This is a genomic window from Burkholderia sp. HI2500 (assembly GCF_002223055.1).
Classification (GTDB): domain Bacteria; phylum Pseudomonadota; class Gammaproteobacteria; order Burkholderiales; family Burkholderiaceae; genus Burkholderia.
Genome location: NZ_NKFL01000006.1, coordinates 685,279 through 698,892, shown reverse-complemented (window position 1 = coordinate 698,892; position 13,614 = coordinate 685,279). Strand labels below are relative to the sequence as shown.

The window sequence follows — 13,614 nt, the reverse complement described above, 5'->3', positions numbered from 1 at the left end:
TCAGATCACGCAGCGGGCCGCGCGGTTGCGCAGCGCGCGGATCGCGCTGTACGCCGTCAGCGCGGACGTCTTCGGGTTGTCGGGCAGCGGCTTGCCGCTCATTTCCAGCGACATCTCGCCGAATGCGCCGCGCGCGGTGATGCGGTGCACGTTGCGCTCGACCGCCGGATCGGCGATCAGGCGCACGTGCGTCGCGTCGAGGCCGAGGCCCGCGAGCGCGACGGTGGCCGCGACGTTCGCGTTCTTCGGATACAGGCGCGCTGCGTCGCGCGCGCTGCCTTCGAAAATCACCTTCTCCGCGGTCATCGCACGCAGGTCGCACAGCTCCTCGGCGGGCGTGCCGAGCCAGCCGAGCGGCGGCTTGCGGCCCACGTACAGCACTTCGTCGAGGCCGCCCTGCTTCGCGGACGCCAGCGCGTCGATCCCGCCGATCGCGCCGGACAGCAGCGTGACCGTCGCGTCGCCCTCGTCGGCCGCCTGTGCGAGCACGTCGAGCAGCGCGAGATCGGACAGCGCGCCGATCGACGCGACCGCGCAATCGGTGCCGGCCTTCAGCAGCGGCACGACGTGATCGACGAGCGCGCTGTGGCCCGCGCATTCGAGCGCGAACTCGGGGCGGCGGGCCAGTGCGTCGACCGACGACACGACCTCCACCGCGCCGCCCAGCACGCCCTGCACCGCCGCGCGCTGGTGTTCCGGCACGATCACGTGCGCGACGCGCAGCGACGCATCGTGCTCGACCGCGTGGTACACGGCCGCGCCGATCGCACCGAAGCCGATCATCGCGACGTCGACGGGGGCGTGAGCCCGCTTGTGCCCGTTAAGCATATTGGCGCTCCGACGGCTCTTCCTTCTTGACCGGCGGGCCTGCGAAGTTCGACGCGAACGCGCCGACCGACAGCATGTCGACCTCGACCATCACGGGGCCTGCCTTCGCCATCCCTTCGCGCACGATCGCTTCCGCGTCGTCGAGCGACGTGATCCGGTAGTGCGTGAGGCCGAAGCTCGCACAGAACTGCGCGAAATCGGGCTGGTGCAGCTGCACGAAGCAGCGGCGACCACCGTAGTGCGCGTCCTGGATGTTGCGGATCACGCCGTAGCACTGGTCGTTCATCAGCACGATCATCACGTTCGCGTTTTCCTGCACGGCCGTGACGAGCTCGCCGACGTTGACCATCAGGCCGCCGTCGCCGACGAGGCAGACCGTCTTCGCCGCCGCATCCGCCAGCGCCGCGCCGATGCCCATCTGGATGCCCTGGCCGATGCCGCCGCCGAGCGCATGCACGCCCGAGCGCGGCTCGAAGATCTTCAGCAGGCGGTTGCCCCACGTGCTGTTCGAGATCGTCACGTCGCGCACCCAGTTGTAGTCGCGACCGACCGCGCCCTGCAGCGTATCGACGAGCTGCTTGTACGGCCCGAGGCCCTTCGACACGTCGGCCACCGCCTGCTCGCGGGCGGCCGCGAGATCGGCCGCGAACTGCGGATCGACCGACAGGCGGCCTTCGAGCTGGTCGGCCAGCTCGGCCAGCACGCGCTTCGAATCGCCGTGCACGAACAACTCGTTGCGATAGCCGCGGTTGTCGGCGAGCGCGTCGGCGTCGACACGGAACAGCGGCTGCGGCAGCGCGAGCTTGTACTTCAGCGTCTCGTTGCCGCGCAGGCGCGAGCCGACGACGACGAGCGCATCGCAGGTCTTGTAGAACGCTTCGACGGACGCGTGCACGTTGAACGCGCCGAGCGTCGCCGGGTGATCTTCGGGCAGCACGCCGCGGCCCTGCACGCTCGTGACGACGCCGAAGCCGAGCTTCACGAGGCGTTCGACTTCCGCGCGTGCCTGGCGCGCGCCGCCGCCGAGCCACAGCAGCGGGCGGCGCTTGGCCGCGAGGGCATCGGCCAGCTTCGCGACGCGGGCGGTGTCGTGCTCGCGCACCGCGACGTGTGCCGGCGCGAGGTCTTCCGGCCATTCGATTTCAGCGGCCTGGATGTCGATCGGAATCTCGACCGACACGGGGCCCGTCGGCGCGGTCTGCGCGATGCGCACGGCTTCGCGGATCGTCGGCAGCACGGTTTCGACGGTGCGCACGCGGAACGCGGCCTTCGAGATCGAATGCAGCATCGAAAGCTGGTCCGGCGCTTCGTGGATGTACGCGAGATCCTGGTCGAGGTACGGCGTCTCGATCTGCCCCGTGACGTGCAGCAGCGCGGTGCCGGCCGTCAGCGCCTCGACCATCGCGCCGGCCGCGTTGCCCGCCGCCGTGCCCGTGCTCGTGAACGCGACGCCGAGGCCGCCCGACACGCGGGCCAGGCCGTCGGCCATGTTCAAGGCGCCGGCTTCGCCACGTGCACCGACATACCGGATGTTGCCGCGCGAGTTGATCGCGTCGAGGATCGGCATGTTGTGGATCGAGATGACACCGAATGCGGTCTTCACGCCGCACTGCTCGAGAAAGGCGGCAATCAGCTCGCCAACCGTGGTTTTTTTAGACATGGCGTGCAAAGCCTCCAGAAACGTCGATATGGCTGCCCGTCGTGTAGGACGACAGATGCGTTGCGAGATAAAAGAGTGCCCAGGCGGCCTCGTCAGGCTTGCCGAAGCGGTTCAGCGGAATGTTCTTCGTGCGGGCGATCGCGCCCGTCCAGTCCTCCCAGCTCTCGCCGGACTGCGCCTGCGTTTCGTACCGGCGGCGCCACTGGCCCGACTCGACGATGCCGATCAGGATCGAGTTCACGCGGATGCGCTGCGGCGCGAGTTCGGTCGCGAGCGACTTCACGAGGCTCAGCACGCCCGCGCGCGCCGACGACGTCGCGACCATGTGCGGCTCCGGCTGCAGCGCGAGCAGCGAGTTCACGCAGGTGATCGTCGGCGCCTGCGCGTCGCGCAGCAGCGGCAGGAATGCGCGCGTCGGGCGGATGATGCTGAAATACTTCAGCTCGAGTTCTTCGCGCCATGCGTCGTCGGTCGTGTCGGCGAAGGTCGACACGCGGCCCTGGCCGGCGTTGTTGACCAGCATGTCGGCACGGCCGAAGCGCGCCGATACGGCTTGCGCAAAAGCAGCCACGTCGGCTTCGTCGAGCACGTTGCAGCGCGCGGCGAGCAGTTGCGCGCCCGGATACTTTTCGACGAGCATCGCTTCGGCGCGTGCGAGGCGCTCGCTGTCGCGGCCGCAAATCGCGACCGACGCGCCCGCCTGCAGGAACCGTTCGGCGGTCGCCAGGCCGATGCCGGACGAACCGCCCGTCACCACCGCCACCTGCCCGGTCAGATCGATCTGAATCATCGGAGTCCTAATGCCTTGAGAAACGTGTGCTCGTCATCCGAGCGGTAATTGAGCCGCCGCGACAGTTCCGCCGCCGCGCGCTGCACCTTGTCGATCAGGCCGTCCGCGATCAGCGCCGCGTCGATTTCCGGCCTCGGCACCGTCACGGTGATGCACGCGACGATCTTCTGCGTCTCGTTGCGCACCGGCGCGGTGACCACAGAGATGCCGCGCTCGAACGACGAATTGCTGACGCCGTAGCCGCGCAGCGCATCCTCGCGGATCACTTCGTACAGCGCGTCGACCGTTTCCGGCGTCGCGTTCGTCATCCGGTTCAGCGCGCCTTCCGGATACAGCGCATGCAGCTCCTTCAGCGACAGGTCGCCCATCAGCACGTGGCCGTGCGTCGTCGCATGCGCGGGCAAGCGCGTGCCGACGTTCACGCGGATCGAGCTGAACACCGGCGCCTGGCTCTGCGCCTTCGCGACGAACACCACGTCACGGCCATCGCGGATCACGATGTGCGTCGTGAAGCCGGTCGCATCGCGCAGGCTTTCGATCACGGGCAGGCCGAGATCGGTCAGCTCCAGCGAGCTCAGGTATTCGAAGCCAAGCCGCAGCACGGCGATGCCGAGCTTGTAGTTGCGATCCTTGTCCGCGCGCTCGAGAAAGCCGAGCGATTCGAGCGTCTGCAGCAGACGGAATACCGTCGTGCGCGGAATGCCGAGCCGCTTCGACAATTCGGGCGCGCCGAGCACGGGCTCGCGCGGCGAGAATTCGGCGAGAATCCGCAGCCCGCGTTCAAGGCCGGGGACCACGTAGCTGGCTTCGGCCTTGCCGCTTTCGAGTTCGGGTTGTTGCAGCGGTTCGTTCATGCCAGTCCCCGCTGTTGGTCGCACTGACGGCAGAACGTGTCGATCAGTGCGGAATAGACAGCCGGTGCTTCCACGTAGCCGGCATGGCCTGCTTGCGGAATCACCTGCAGCCCGACGTGCGCGGCCGCGGCGATCCGCTCGCACGCGGCGGGCGGCGTGATCGCGTCGTTCGCGCCGACGGCCACGGCCGTGCGGCCGCGAAAGCCGGCGAGATCGGTGGCGAGATCGGCGTTCGCGAGCAGATGCGTGGCCTGCGCGTAGCCGGCCGGCACGATGCGCGCCATGTTCCAGCGCACCCACGCACGCGCATCCTCGTTCGCGAAACCGGACAGCATGTTGCTGCTGCGCTGCTCGGCAAGCCCGGCCGGGCCGAGTTCGGCAAGCATCGCGAGCCGCGCGTCGCGGCGCGATTCGCGTGTTTCGGCCGGTGCGCTGCCGTAGCCGCCCGCGGGCGACACCAGCAGCAGGCCGGCGATCCGCGCGGGCATCACGCGGGCGAGACCGCCTGCGATGATCGCGCCGAGCGAATGACCGACCAGCACGCAGCGTTCGATGCCGAGTGCCTCGAGCCACGCGTTCAGCGATGCCGCGTAATCGGCGGCGGTCGGCGACGCGCCGTGCACCGGCGTCGACACGCCGTAACCGGGCGCATCCCACGCGAGCACGCGCCGCGATGCGCCGAGCGTGTCGAGCTGGCGGACCCACGATGCGGCGCCCGAGCCGATGCCGTGCAGCAGCACGACGGGCAGCGCACGGCCTGCATGCTGCGCGCCGGCCTCGCGATAACCGATCGTGCCCGCCGCGCCGGCCGCGCAACGCTGTTCCGGAAACTGCCCGAGCAGCGCGGCGAACGCCGCGGTGCGGTCGCGTTCACGTTTGTCGATGACACTCATTGCCTCACCCGCTCCGTCTCAGCGCTTGATCTTCGCGAGCGGCGAATCGGGCGGATAGGTCGGCGTGACCGGCTTCGGCGAACCGAGCATCACGCACATCAGCGCATCTTCCTCGCCGATGTTGATTTCCGTGCGATACACGCCCGGCGGCACCGAGATCAGGTCGCGCTCGCCGAGGATCGCTTCCCACGTCTCGCCGTCACGCTCGCAGATCACCTTCATCTTGCCGCGCAGCACGAAGAAGATTTCCTCGACGTCCATGTGGATGTGGCTCGGGCCGATGTTGCCGGCCGGGATGACCATCGTCGAGAACGTGAAGCCGCCGGCCGGCACCGTGTTGACGTCCTTCGCGACGCCCGTGCCGCCCGTGCCGACGTAGCGCATCTGCGCACGGCGGTACTTCGGGTCGTAGTCGGCCTGGAACTTCAGTGCGTCCCAGTCGTAGCGACGGGTTGCGTAGCGCGCCACGCGCCCTTCCATCCAGTCGTTGAAGCTTGCGCCTTCCGGCTGGTCCCACGACTTGCGTTCGAGATCGGCGTCCGCCATCGTCCTCTCCTTCATCAGAGTGAAAACTTCAATTCAATCAATTCATCACGAAGCCGCCGTTCACCGGCAGCAGTTGACCCGTCACGAAGCGCGCGCCGTCCGACAGCAGGAACAGCACGGGGCCCGTCACGTCGTCGGGCACCTGCGCACGCGTCAGCGCGCGGCCCTGCAGGTAGAACGCGTGGCGCTCGGCCGGCACGTAGGCGGTCGCCTCGACTTCGGTCAGCCCCGGCGCGATCGCATTGACCGTCACGCCGTGCGCGCCGAACTCGCGTGCCTGCGCATGCGTCATCGCGATCACCGCGCCCTTGCTCGCGACGTACGCGAGCAGCTTCGGCGCGCCCCACAGCGCGGTGTCCGACGCGAGGTTCACGATCGCGCCGCGGCCCGACTGCGCGAGATACGGCAGCGCCGCATTGCTGACGAGCCACACGCCGCGAACGTTTACGTTCATCACGGCGTCCCAGGTCGACACGTCGAGCTCGGTCGACAGCTTGCCGCCCGAGTTCGTGATCGCCGCGTTGTTGATCAGCGCGTCGATGCCGCCGAGCGCCGCCGCGCCCTGCGCGACGAACGCGGTGACGCTCGCCGGATCGGCGAGATCGAGCGCGAAGCAATGCACGACATGGCCGGCTTCGGCGAGTTGCGCGGCCAGCGCGCGGCCTTCGTCGGCCAGCACGTCGCCGAACGCGACCTGCGCGCCCGCTTCGACGAGCGCCTTCACGAACGCCGCGCCGAGCCCGCGCGCGCCACCCGTCACGAGCACGCGGCGCCCCGTGAGCGACACGACCGGAGCGCGCTCAGCCATTTGCCGGCTCCGAGGCGACCTGCGCCTGCGCCGCGCGATGTGCGTCGAGCGCCGCAAGATGCTCCTGCGCACGGGTACGCAGCATCCGGCGCACGCGCGTCATGCCGACGTCGTGCTGGTACAGGTATTCGTGATCGCGCGCATTCGGCGCGAGGCTTTCGAGGACGTAGCGGTCCTGCTCGAGCACGTCCCAGTGCAGGCCCTCGAGGCGGTTGCGATACATGAAGCGCCACACGTCGCGCTGCCAGCCGCTGACCTTGCGGGTGCGCCAGAAATAGACCTGGCAGTTGTCGCCGTCGACCGGCGTCGCGAAGCCGATGATCCCGAAGTTGCCGCCCGGGCCGAACTTCTGCTTGTACGGGATCGCGAGGCGCATCCACAGGCAGCCCGTTTCGCCAAGCTCGACCCAGTCGAAGTTCACGTCGCGCTGGCCGATCTTCTCGAACATCAGGCCCGTTTCCGTCTTGCGCACGCGCATGTCGGCCTGCTTGTCGCCTTCGGCCATCGAGTGCGAGGTGGCATGCAGGTACGCGCCGTGCATCGGGTCCATCACGTTGTCGATCGCGTACTGGTAATTGCACTTCCAGTTCGACACGCACAGGAAGTGGCCGTACGCGTCGTCGACCAGTTCCTCGGGCAGGTTCAACGGCGCCGGCTCGCCGTGCGCTTCGTCGCCGAACCACAGGAAGATCGCGCCGGCCTTCTCCTCGACCGGATACGACTTCACGCACTTCGTGCCTTCGAGCGGACAGTTCGATACGGCCGGCACGCGGTTGACCGTGCCGCCGCCGTCGACTTCGATGCCGTGATACCAGCACGCGATGTTGCCGCCGAGGTTCCAGCCGAGCGACAGGCGTGCGCCGCGGTGCGGGCAGCGATCCTCGAGCGCGTGGACCTTGCCGTCGTGATCGCGCCACAGCACGATCTGCTCGGACAGGCGCGTGAGGCCGACCGGTGCATTCGACACCTGCCAGCTCGGCGCGACGGGATACCAGTAGTTCTTGATGCCGCGGTCGAGATAGGCACGGACCGGGTCGTGTTGTGCTGCGTGTTGTTCGGGGGACGTCATCAGTGTGCTCCGGATGCGGTTGTCGTCGGGTCGGCGGTCGGCGCTTACGCGGTCATTCCGCGAGCGAGGCCATTTCGGCGCGGAAGCGCTCAGGTGTCCAGACCGTGCCGTCCGGCGCGCGGAAGCCGATGCGGTTCAGGCCCGCGACGACCTCGTCCAGCTCGATCGCGCCGGCTTCGAACACGCGTTCGAGCGCATCGCCGAGGTCGTTTTCGTACTGGGTCGGTGCGGCCTTGCGGTTCTGCCAGACCTGGTTCTCGACCTGGCCGGGGATCTCGATCTGCCCCTTGCCCGCGACGTTGTTCGGCTGCGGCGCCACCCACGGCTTCAGGAAGGGATTGAAATTCACGGTCGCTTCTTTCATGTCACTCCACCTTTATCTGGATTTCCTCGCCGGCGAGCCGCACCGCGTACTGCTTCAGTGCGCGTCCGCCCGGACCCTTCAGGCATTCGCCCGTCTTGATGTCGAACACGGCCTCGTGCAGCGGGCATTCGACCGTGCCTTCGTCGACGAACCCCTGCGTCAGCAGCGCGTACGCATGCGGGCACACGTTCTCGAGCGCATACACGTCGTCGCCGACGCGGTAGATCCCGATTTCGACGCCGTCGGTCCGCTTGAACTCGATCGGCGTGTCTTCCGACAGCGCGCCGGCGTGCCCGGCGCAAACCCATTGTTCAGACATCTCACACCCTTCCTTCTGATCGACTCTCGGTTTGTTCCGATTTGTTCCATATCCGGAACAGCAGTTTATGGATGGTGATTATAGGAGCGACTTTCCACGAGTAAAACAAAAAGCTGCACGCCCTAGGGAAAACACTGACCGCCGGGTCGGCAATCACGTTCGTCTATCTCATCAAATGAAATTTTTTGTTATACGACGGGGAGTTACCGGGTTTACGCGGGCTTCGCTGCCCGACGCCGAGCAGCGGTCCGAAACCCATCCGTCCCGAAAAAATTATTTTTGATACGGTGCGAGACACCCCTATACTCCATTCCATCAGAGGCACACTGTTCCTTATATGGAACATACGAATGCCCACCCGATGGCGAACACGCGCGACGGCCGGCCGTTCCCGCGCATGCCGCCACGGCACGTATTCATCAGGTTGGAGATTCAGGAGATCAAATGGTCAAGCATGCGGTAGCAGCAGCAGTGATCGGAGTGGGCGCCGTGTCGGGCGCGTGGGCGCAGAGCAGCGTGACGCTGTACGGCAGCATGGATGCGGGCGTCGCGTACGTGAACAACGTCGGCGGCCATGCGAAATGGGCGATGATCCAGGGCAATACGCAGCCCGACCGATGGGGCCTGAAGGGCAAGGAAGACCTCGGCGACGGCCTGTCGGCGATCTTCCAGCTCGAAAACGGCTTCTATACGAACAACGGCCAGTTCGCGACCGCGAACACGATCTGGAACCGCGCGGCCTTCGTCGGCCTCGGCTCGGAGCGCTACGGCACGCTGACGCTCGGCCGCCAGACGCCGCTGTCGTTCGACTATCTCGATCCGCTCAGCACGGCCTACCTCGCGATGAGCTGGTACGCGTTCCACCCCGGCAACATCGACGGGCTCGCCGCGACCGGCAACGTGCCGTACAACAACTCGGTCAAGTACCGCTCACCGACTTTCGCGGGCTTCTCGGCCGCGGCGACGATGGCGCTCGGCAACACGACGAACTTCTCGACCGGCAAGTCGGTCGGCGTCGCGCTGAACTATGCGAACGGGCCGTTCAAGGCGTCGGCCGTATACTCGAACGAGCACGACCGCGCGATCCTGATCAGCACGACCGGCATCACGTCGTTCCAGGGGCAGAACACCGCGAACGGCTACACCGCGAGCAAGGTCGAGAACATCGGCGCGGGCGCGTCCTACCAGTTCGGCGACTTCCTCGTGCACGGCCTGTACACGCGCACGAAGATGCAGTCGAACGGCTTTTCGGACACGTTCCAGAGCTACGACGCGGGGGTGAACTACCGCAGCAGCGCGTTCAACACGATCGCGGGCGGCGCGGCGACTACGACGCTGGCCGGCCGCCGCTGGACGCAGGTCGAGCTCGGCGACATCTATGCGCTGTCGAAGCGCACGCAGCTTTACGCGAACGTGTTGTACGAGCACGGTTCGGGCGGTGCAAAGGCCGCGTTCTTCACGGCGGGTGTATCGAGCACGGCGAACCAGGTGATCGTGCTCACCGGGATCCACCACTCGTTCTGAACGATGTCGGGCGTGCGTCGCCTGAAACGACAAAAGCGGCCCGCAGGCCGCTTTTGTCATTCGCGTATTGCATTTGCACGACCGCCGGCCGCGCATCGGAACACTCAGAACATCGCGACCTTGTGGCGCGCGTGCGCGAAGGTCGGATCGCTTTCGAGCGGACGATAGTTCAGCCGCTGTGACAGGTCGACCGCCGCGCCGCACACGGCTTCGACGAGCCGTTCCTTCTCGCGGGCCTCGCCGATCTCCGAGCGCGGCACGGTCGCGGTGATCGCCGCGACGATCGAGCCCGAATGGTCGCGTACGGGCGCGGTCACGGCCGAAATGCCGCTCTCGAACGCCGCCTCGCTCACCGCGTAGCCGAGCCGCGCGTAATGGCGCACGCGTTCGTAAAGTTCGTCGACGGTGCCCGGCGTGCGCTCGGTGAACTGCTCGAGCCGCTTTTCCGGATAAAGCTGGCGAAGTGCGTCGCGCGTCAGGTCGCCCATCAGCACGTGGCCGTGCACGGTCGCATGCGCGGGCAGGCGCGTGCCGACGTGCACCTTCACCGAACCGAACATCGACGTGTTGCTCTGCGCCTTCGCGACGAACACGACGTCGCGCTGGTCGCGGATCAGCAGATGCGTCGACAGGCTGGTCGCGTCGCGCAGCCGTTCGAGCACAGGCGCGCCGAGATCGGTCAGTTCGAGCGAATTCAGGTATTCGAAGCCGAGCCGCAGCACGCCGACGCCGAGCCGGAAATAGCGGTCGCCGTTCACGCGCTCGAGGAAACCGAGCGCTTCGAGCGTCTGCAGCAGGCGGAACGTGGTCGTGCGCGGAATGCCGATGCGCTTCGACAACTCGGGCGCGCCGAGCACCGGCTCGCGCGCGGAGAATTCGGCGAGGATCCGCAGCCCGCGTTCGAGCCCCGGCACCAGATAGGACGACGCGCCGCCGGACGCTTCGTCGTCGCCGGGCGTCGCGGTTTCAGGTGCGTCGCTCATGGTTGTCTTGACCATGTGGACATGGACGGTAGGAAATCAGTCACGTAACAGGTCACGGATCGTCGTGGATATTCAGTCATGCTACCTCAGCGCGCACGGGGTTCACACCGCGTGCATCGCCGCACCGCAGCATGCGGATCGTGACGCCGTGGAGAGTCAATCACGGTCGAGAGGATAGCAGCGATGGACAGCGCGACGCCATGACGGAATGGCCGGCAGCGCGGGAAGGCAGCCGCGTGCGCGGCGGCCGGCCAACGCATGGCGGCCGGCGCGGCAGGCAAGGCCGGGCGGCCTACAGGCGCGACAGGTGAACCCGGATGTTCGCGCGATCGTACGTGAAGCCGCCGGCCGCATCCGGCTCGAGCACGCGCGCCAAGTCGACCGCATACATCCATCCGCTGCCCAGGCGGCCCCCGTTGATCGCCCGGATCCGGCTGCCGCCGACGGCAATCGCCGCATGAAAGACCGTGCCGCCGCGCGAGAAGCCGACCGCGGTTCCCGCCGGAATGCTCGCGCGCCCGTCCCATTCACCGCCGGTCTCGAAGTTGAAACGGGTTCGCCAGTGCTGGCCGATCGTGTCGAGCAGCGCGCCGGGTGCGATCATCGCATCGCTGCGCAGCAGGTACCGGACATAAGCCGCGGCGTCGTAGCAGACGCCGCCGGAAACATACTCGTTGATGTCGGCCATGCCGAACATCAGCGCCTGGGCGTGCTTCTGCCGTTCGGCGAAACCGGACTGGGCGACATGCCCGCCTAGCTGGGAGAGTTGCATGGGTGGCTCCTGGTGAAGAAGCAGGACGTCATCGTCCCGCCAACGCAATAACGTCATATGTTATTACGATATCGCGCCACTTCCGGGCACGGCCCCGTGCGTCACGGCATGCGCGCCGCCGACGCCGGCACGCGGCGGCCGCATCAGGATTCGGCGCGAGCCGCAGGCGCACGCGCAACGGCTGCAGCATATCGGGCGGCGGCGGCTCGCCGACGATCGCACCCGAGATCCGACAGCGCGTGCACGTCCGGCGCCAATCGCGCACATCACGGCGCCCAGCGCCACGGCGACGATCGCCAGCGCGATCAGCACCTCGATCAGCGTGAATCCCCGTTCCGGCGCCCGCGCCGTGCGCGAGCCGCCGCGCGCATGGCGGTTGTAGTCGGTTCTGTCATCGCAGGCCTGCGTTCTTGTCGATGGGTCGGCGTCCGGCGTCCGGCACTCCAATCGCAGCGCGAAGGCGCATCGCCGGCGCGACGGACCCTGTGCAGGGACGTTAAGCGCGGCGTATGGCACACACGTGTCGAATGGTACGGACCATTTGGCGCGGCGAGCTCGGGCGGACAGGCGCGCAAGCGCGCCGCACGCGCTGTCGCGCAGAGCGCGACAGGCGACGGAAAACTGAAAACGATCGGGAAAAGCCACCCGGCGGCGGGCGGCAAGCGATGAAGACGATCCTCGGGCGGCGGGATCGACGCGACGGCGTCAGGCCGTCACGGCGGCGTCATACGCGGCGCGGGCAAGCTGGCCGGCGGCGTAGGCCTCGGCTTCGCCGCGAAAGCCGTCCCGGCTGAACGCAACGACTTTCACGCCAACGCCGGTCGCCCGCTTCACCGTCAGCGCCCATTGCCATCCGCCGTCTTGTTCGAAGACGTGCAGCGAGGGTTCGAAGGAAGGGTCGAATACGGTCACGCGGTTTGCTCCTGCCCCCTTGCGCACCGCATCGGCAGCGCTCGGGGCATGTCGAAAGGATCGCGCCGGGATGCGACGCGCTTTTGCCATTCGACAGTCTAGTCAAGGATTGTTGCGACGCACCATCAGAGGTTTCACTCATCTATCGGAACCGGGCGGTCGATCAAATTTCCTGAAACCCCATATGGCACGGGCCTCAGCGGCGTTTCAGCGCGCATGGTTCAGCAGTCGTGCGGCAACGTGCCGCACACGCGACCGCTTGCCTGTATCGATCGCCCATGAATCGCAAAAACGGGGCGCGCATTGCCCGGCGATCCAGTCACGTCGGTGATGGGCGGGGTTACCTGCCCGTACCCGTCGGCATCACGCGCCGAAACGTCAGGTTCACGCGCTCGCCCTGCACGCCCGGCGCCTTCGGCACGCGATGCTGCCATTCGGCCTGTGTGCGGCCTCGCATCACGAGCAGGCTGCCATGCCCGAGGCGATACGCATGAGTGACACCGGTCTTGCGATGGCGAAGGTCGAACACGCGCATCGCCCCGAGGCTCACCGATGCGATCACCGGCGCATCGCCCAGCTCGGGCTCGTTGTCCGCATGCCAGCCGAGGCTGTCCTGCCCGTTGCGGTAGCGATTGAGCAGCACGCTGTTGAAGCGCGCGCCGCACGTCGCCTCGACCGCGCGCTTCAGGTCGAGCACGGCCGGCGTCCACGGCGCCGGCACGTTGCGGATCCCCGAATACACGTAGACGGCGTCCGGCTCGCCCTGCCATGCGGTCAGCCGCGGCAACGGAATGCGCCCGCGCGGCGTGCGGATCGTGTCCTGCTGCCACGCGACCTCGTTGATCAACACGGCCAGCGCGCGATCGGCATCGGACGGCGCCAGCCAGTCCGGGTACCAGTCCACGTCGGGTGCGGGCGTGTCAGCGAAGAAATCGGGTGTCGACATGTCGGAAGAAACGGTCGAAGAACGGAGCGAACGGTGCATGCCTGCATACTAGCCAACGGCGTCGCACACTGCCATGCGCTGTCATTCGCGGATACAAGGTGGCCGCGCGCGCACTCGGCGTCGACGCAGGCCCGATCTCCGGCTTCGACGGCGCGAAAGTCGATGCCGCGTGCTTCGCGGGCACCGCGATCAAACGCAACTTCCTAGTGAATCTCGGCTATGGCGATCCGGCCGGCTTGTTCCCGCGCAGCCCGCGCTTCGATTTCGACGACATTGCCCGCATCGAGTGAAAGCCGCTAGCCAGGGCTGGTGCCGCTGGTGACGGGCCGGCGCCGGCCTTTTCCAA

General features: G+C 67.3%; 16 protein-coding genes and 1 pseudogene. 2 read left to right on the top strand and 15 right to left on the bottom strand.

What is annotated here, in order from left to right:
- The 10 genes from CFB45_RS20915 to CFB45_RS20870 are packed head-to-tail and all read right to left on the bottom strand — an operon-like array spanning nt 1 to nt 8,131.
- On the bottom strand, nt 1–828 hold the full coding sequence (locus CFB45_RS20915) for an aspartate dehydrogenase (RefSeq protein WP_089427176.1): 828 nt from the start codon (nt 826–828) through the stop codon (nt 1–3).
- On the bottom strand, nt 821–2,488 hold the full coding sequence (locus CFB45_RS20910) for a thiamine pyrophosphate-binding protein (protein WP_089427175.1): 1,668 nt from the start codon (nt 2,486–2,488) through the stop codon (nt 821–823). The genes CFB45_RS20915 and CFB45_RS20910 overlap by 8 nt, the downstream gene beginning before the upstream one ends.
- The gene (locus CFB45_RS20905) at nt 2,481–3,278 is read right to left on the bottom strand and encodes an SDR family oxidoreductase (protein ID WP_089427174.1); all 798 of its coding nucleotides are present in this window, start codon (nt 3,276–3,278) and stop codon (nt 2,481–2,483) included. Before CFB45_RS20905 ends, CFB45_RS20910 begins: the two co-directional genes overlap by 8 nt.
- Complete coding sequence (locus tag CFB45_RS20900; RefSeq protein WP_089427173.1) at nt 3,275–4,132, bottom strand: IclR family transcriptional regulator; 858 nt, start codon at nt 4,130–4,132, stop codon at nt 3,275–3,277. The genes CFB45_RS20905 and CFB45_RS20900 overlap by 4 nt, the downstream gene beginning before the upstream one ends.
- Entirely contained in the window at nt 4,129–5,025 is an 897-nt protein-coding gene (locus CFB45_RS20895; protein WP_089427172.1) for an alpha/beta fold hydrolase, read from the bottom strand. The genes CFB45_RS20900 and CFB45_RS20895 overlap by 4 nt, the downstream gene beginning before the upstream one ends.
- An 18-nt stretch (nt 5,026–5,043) precedes the next feature.
- Nucleotides 5,044–5,571: a cupin domain-containing protein gene (locus CFB45_RS20890; protein WP_039344094.1), complete on the bottom strand. Its 528-nt coding sequence runs from the start codon at nt 5,569–5,571 to the stop codon at nt 5,044–5,046.
- Nucleotides 5,572–5,608: 37 nt separating this feature from the next.
- On the bottom strand, nt 5,609–6,379 hold the full coding sequence (locus tag CFB45_RS20885) for an SDR family oxidoreductase (RefSeq protein WP_089427171.1): 771 nt from the start codon (nt 6,377–6,379) through the stop codon (nt 5,609–5,611).
- Nucleotides 6,372–7,448, bottom strand: a complete 1,077-nt coding sequence (locus CFB45_RS20880) for an aromatic ring-hydroxylating dioxygenase subunit alpha (RefSeq protein WP_089427170.1) — start codon at nt 7,446–7,448, stop codon at nt 6,372–6,374. Before CFB45_RS20880 ends, CFB45_RS20885 begins: the two co-directional genes overlap by 8 nt.
- 52 nt (nt 7,449–7,500) lie before the next feature.
- Complete coding sequence (locus tag CFB45_RS20875; RefSeq protein WP_089427169.1) at nt 7,501–7,812, bottom strand: recombinase-like helix-turn-helix domain-containing protein; 312 nt, start codon at nt 7,810–7,812, stop codon at nt 7,501–7,503.
- Between the two features lies 1 nt (nt 7,813).
- Complete coding sequence (locus CFB45_RS20870; RefSeq protein ID WP_011354710.1) at nt 7,814–8,131, bottom strand: non-heme iron oxygenase ferredoxin subunit; 318 nt, start codon at nt 8,129–8,131, stop codon at nt 7,814–7,816.
- A 444-nt stretch (nt 8,132–8,575) separates the two neighbouring features.
- Between CFB45_RS20870 and CFB45_RS20865 the strand changes: the two genes are divergently transcribed.
- Complete coding sequence (locus CFB45_RS20865; RefSeq protein WP_089427168.1) at nt 8,576–9,655, top strand: porin; 1,080 nt, start codon at nt 8,576–8,578, stop codon at nt 9,653–9,655.
- A 104-nt stretch (nt 9,656–9,759) separates the two neighbouring features.
- Here the strand turns inward: CFB45_RS20865 and CFB45_RS20860 are convergent, their stop codons facing one another.
- The 5 genes from CFB45_RS20860 to CFB45_RS20840 all read right to left on the bottom strand — a co-directional run bounded on the left by CFB45_RS20860 (nt 9,760) and on the right by CFB45_RS20840 (nt 13,268).
- Complete coding sequence (locus tag CFB45_RS20860; RefSeq protein WP_089427167.1) at nt 9,760–10,653, bottom strand: IclR family transcriptional regulator; 894 nt, start codon at nt 10,651–10,653, stop codon at nt 9,760–9,762.
- A 277-nt stretch (nt 10,654–10,930) separates the two neighbouring features.
- A complete protein-coding gene (tecA, locus tag CFB45_RS20855; RefSeq protein WP_226202780.1) occupies nt 10,931–11,467 on the bottom strand; it encodes a type 6 secretion system effector deamidase TecA in 537 nt (178 codons plus the stop codon).
- Nucleotides 11,468–11,473: 6 nt separating this feature from the next.
- On the bottom strand, nt 11,474–11,926 hold the full coding sequence (locus CFB45_RS39825) for a type II secretion system protein (protein WP_373558418.1): 453 nt from the start codon (nt 11,924–11,926) through the stop codon (nt 11,474–11,476).
- 189 nt (nt 11,927–12,115) lie between these two features.
- A complete protein-coding gene (locus CFB45_RS20845) occupies nt 12,116–12,322 on the bottom strand; it encodes a hypothetical protein (protein ID WP_089429068.1) in 207 nt (68 codons plus the stop codon).
- Between the two features lie 340 nt (nt 12,323–12,662).
- Nucleotides 12,663–13,268, bottom strand: coding sequence for an alpha-ketoglutarate-dependent dioxygenase AlkB family protein (locus tag CFB45_RS20840; protein ID WP_179255085.1), 606 nt, complete (start codon nt 13,266–13,268; stop codon nt 12,663–12,665).
- A gap of 98 nt (nt 13,269–13,366) precedes the next feature.
- Here CFB45_RS20840 and CFB45_RS20835 point away from each other — a divergent pair.
- Nucleotides 13,367–13,558, top strand: a pseudogene (locus CFB45_RS20835) (malonic semialdehyde reductase); the annotation flags it as partial.
- Between the last annotated feature and the right edge of the window lie 56 nt (nt 13,559–13,614).

Coding starts and splice junctions, on each gene's coding strand:
- CFB45_RS20915 (WP_089427176.1), bottom strand. CDS start 828: ATGCTTAACGGGCACAAGCGGGCTCACGCCCCCGTCGACGTCGCGATG.
- CFB45_RS20910 (WP_089427175.1), bottom strand. CDS start 2,488: ATGTCTAAAAAAACCACGGTTGGCGAGCTGATTGCCGCCTTTCTCGAG.
- CFB45_RS20905 (WP_089427174.1), bottom strand. CDS start 3,278: ATGATTCAGATCGATCTGACCGGGCAGGTGGCGGTGGTGACGGGCGGT.
- CFB45_RS20900 (WP_089427173.1), bottom strand. CDS start 4,132: ATGAACGAACCGCTGCAACAACCCGAACTCGAAAGCGGCAAGGCCGAA.
- CFB45_RS20895 (WP_089427172.1), bottom strand. CDS start 5,025: ATGAGTGTCATCGACAAACGTGAACGCGACCGCACCGCGGCGTTCGCC.
- CFB45_RS20890 (WP_039344094.1), bottom strand. CDS start 5,571: ATGGCGGACGCCGATCTCGAACGCAAGTCGTGGGACCAGCCGGAAGGC.
- CFB45_RS20885 (WP_089427171.1), bottom strand. CDS start 6,379: ATGGCTGAGCGCGCTCCGGTCGTGTCGCTCACGGGGCGCCGCGTGCTC.
- CFB45_RS20880 (WP_089427170.1), bottom strand. CDS start 7,448: ATGACGTCCCCCGAACAACACGCAGCACAACACGACCCGGTCCGTGCC.
- CFB45_RS20875 (WP_089427169.1), bottom strand. CDS start 7,812: ATGAAAGAAGCGACCGTGAATTTCAATCCCTTCCTGAAGCCGTGGGTG.
- CFB45_RS20870 (WP_011354710.1), bottom strand. CDS start 8,131: ATGTCTGAACAATGGGTTTGCGCCGGGCACGCCGGCGCGCTGTCGGAA.
- CFB45_RS20865 (WP_089427168.1), top strand. CDS start 8,576: ATGGTCAAGCATGCGGTAGCAGCAGCAGTGATCGGAGTGGGCGCCGTG.
- CFB45_RS20860 (WP_089427167.1), bottom strand. CDS start 10,653: ATGGTCAAGACAACCATGAGCGACGCACCTGAAACCGCGACGCCCGGC.
- tecA (WP_226202780.1), bottom strand. CDS start 11,467: ATGACGTTATTGCGTTGGCGGGACGATGACGTCCTGCTTCTTCACCAG.
- CFB45_RS20840 (WP_179255085.1), bottom strand. CDS start 13,268: ATGTCGACACCCGATTTCTTCGCTGACACGCCCGCACCCGACGTGGAC.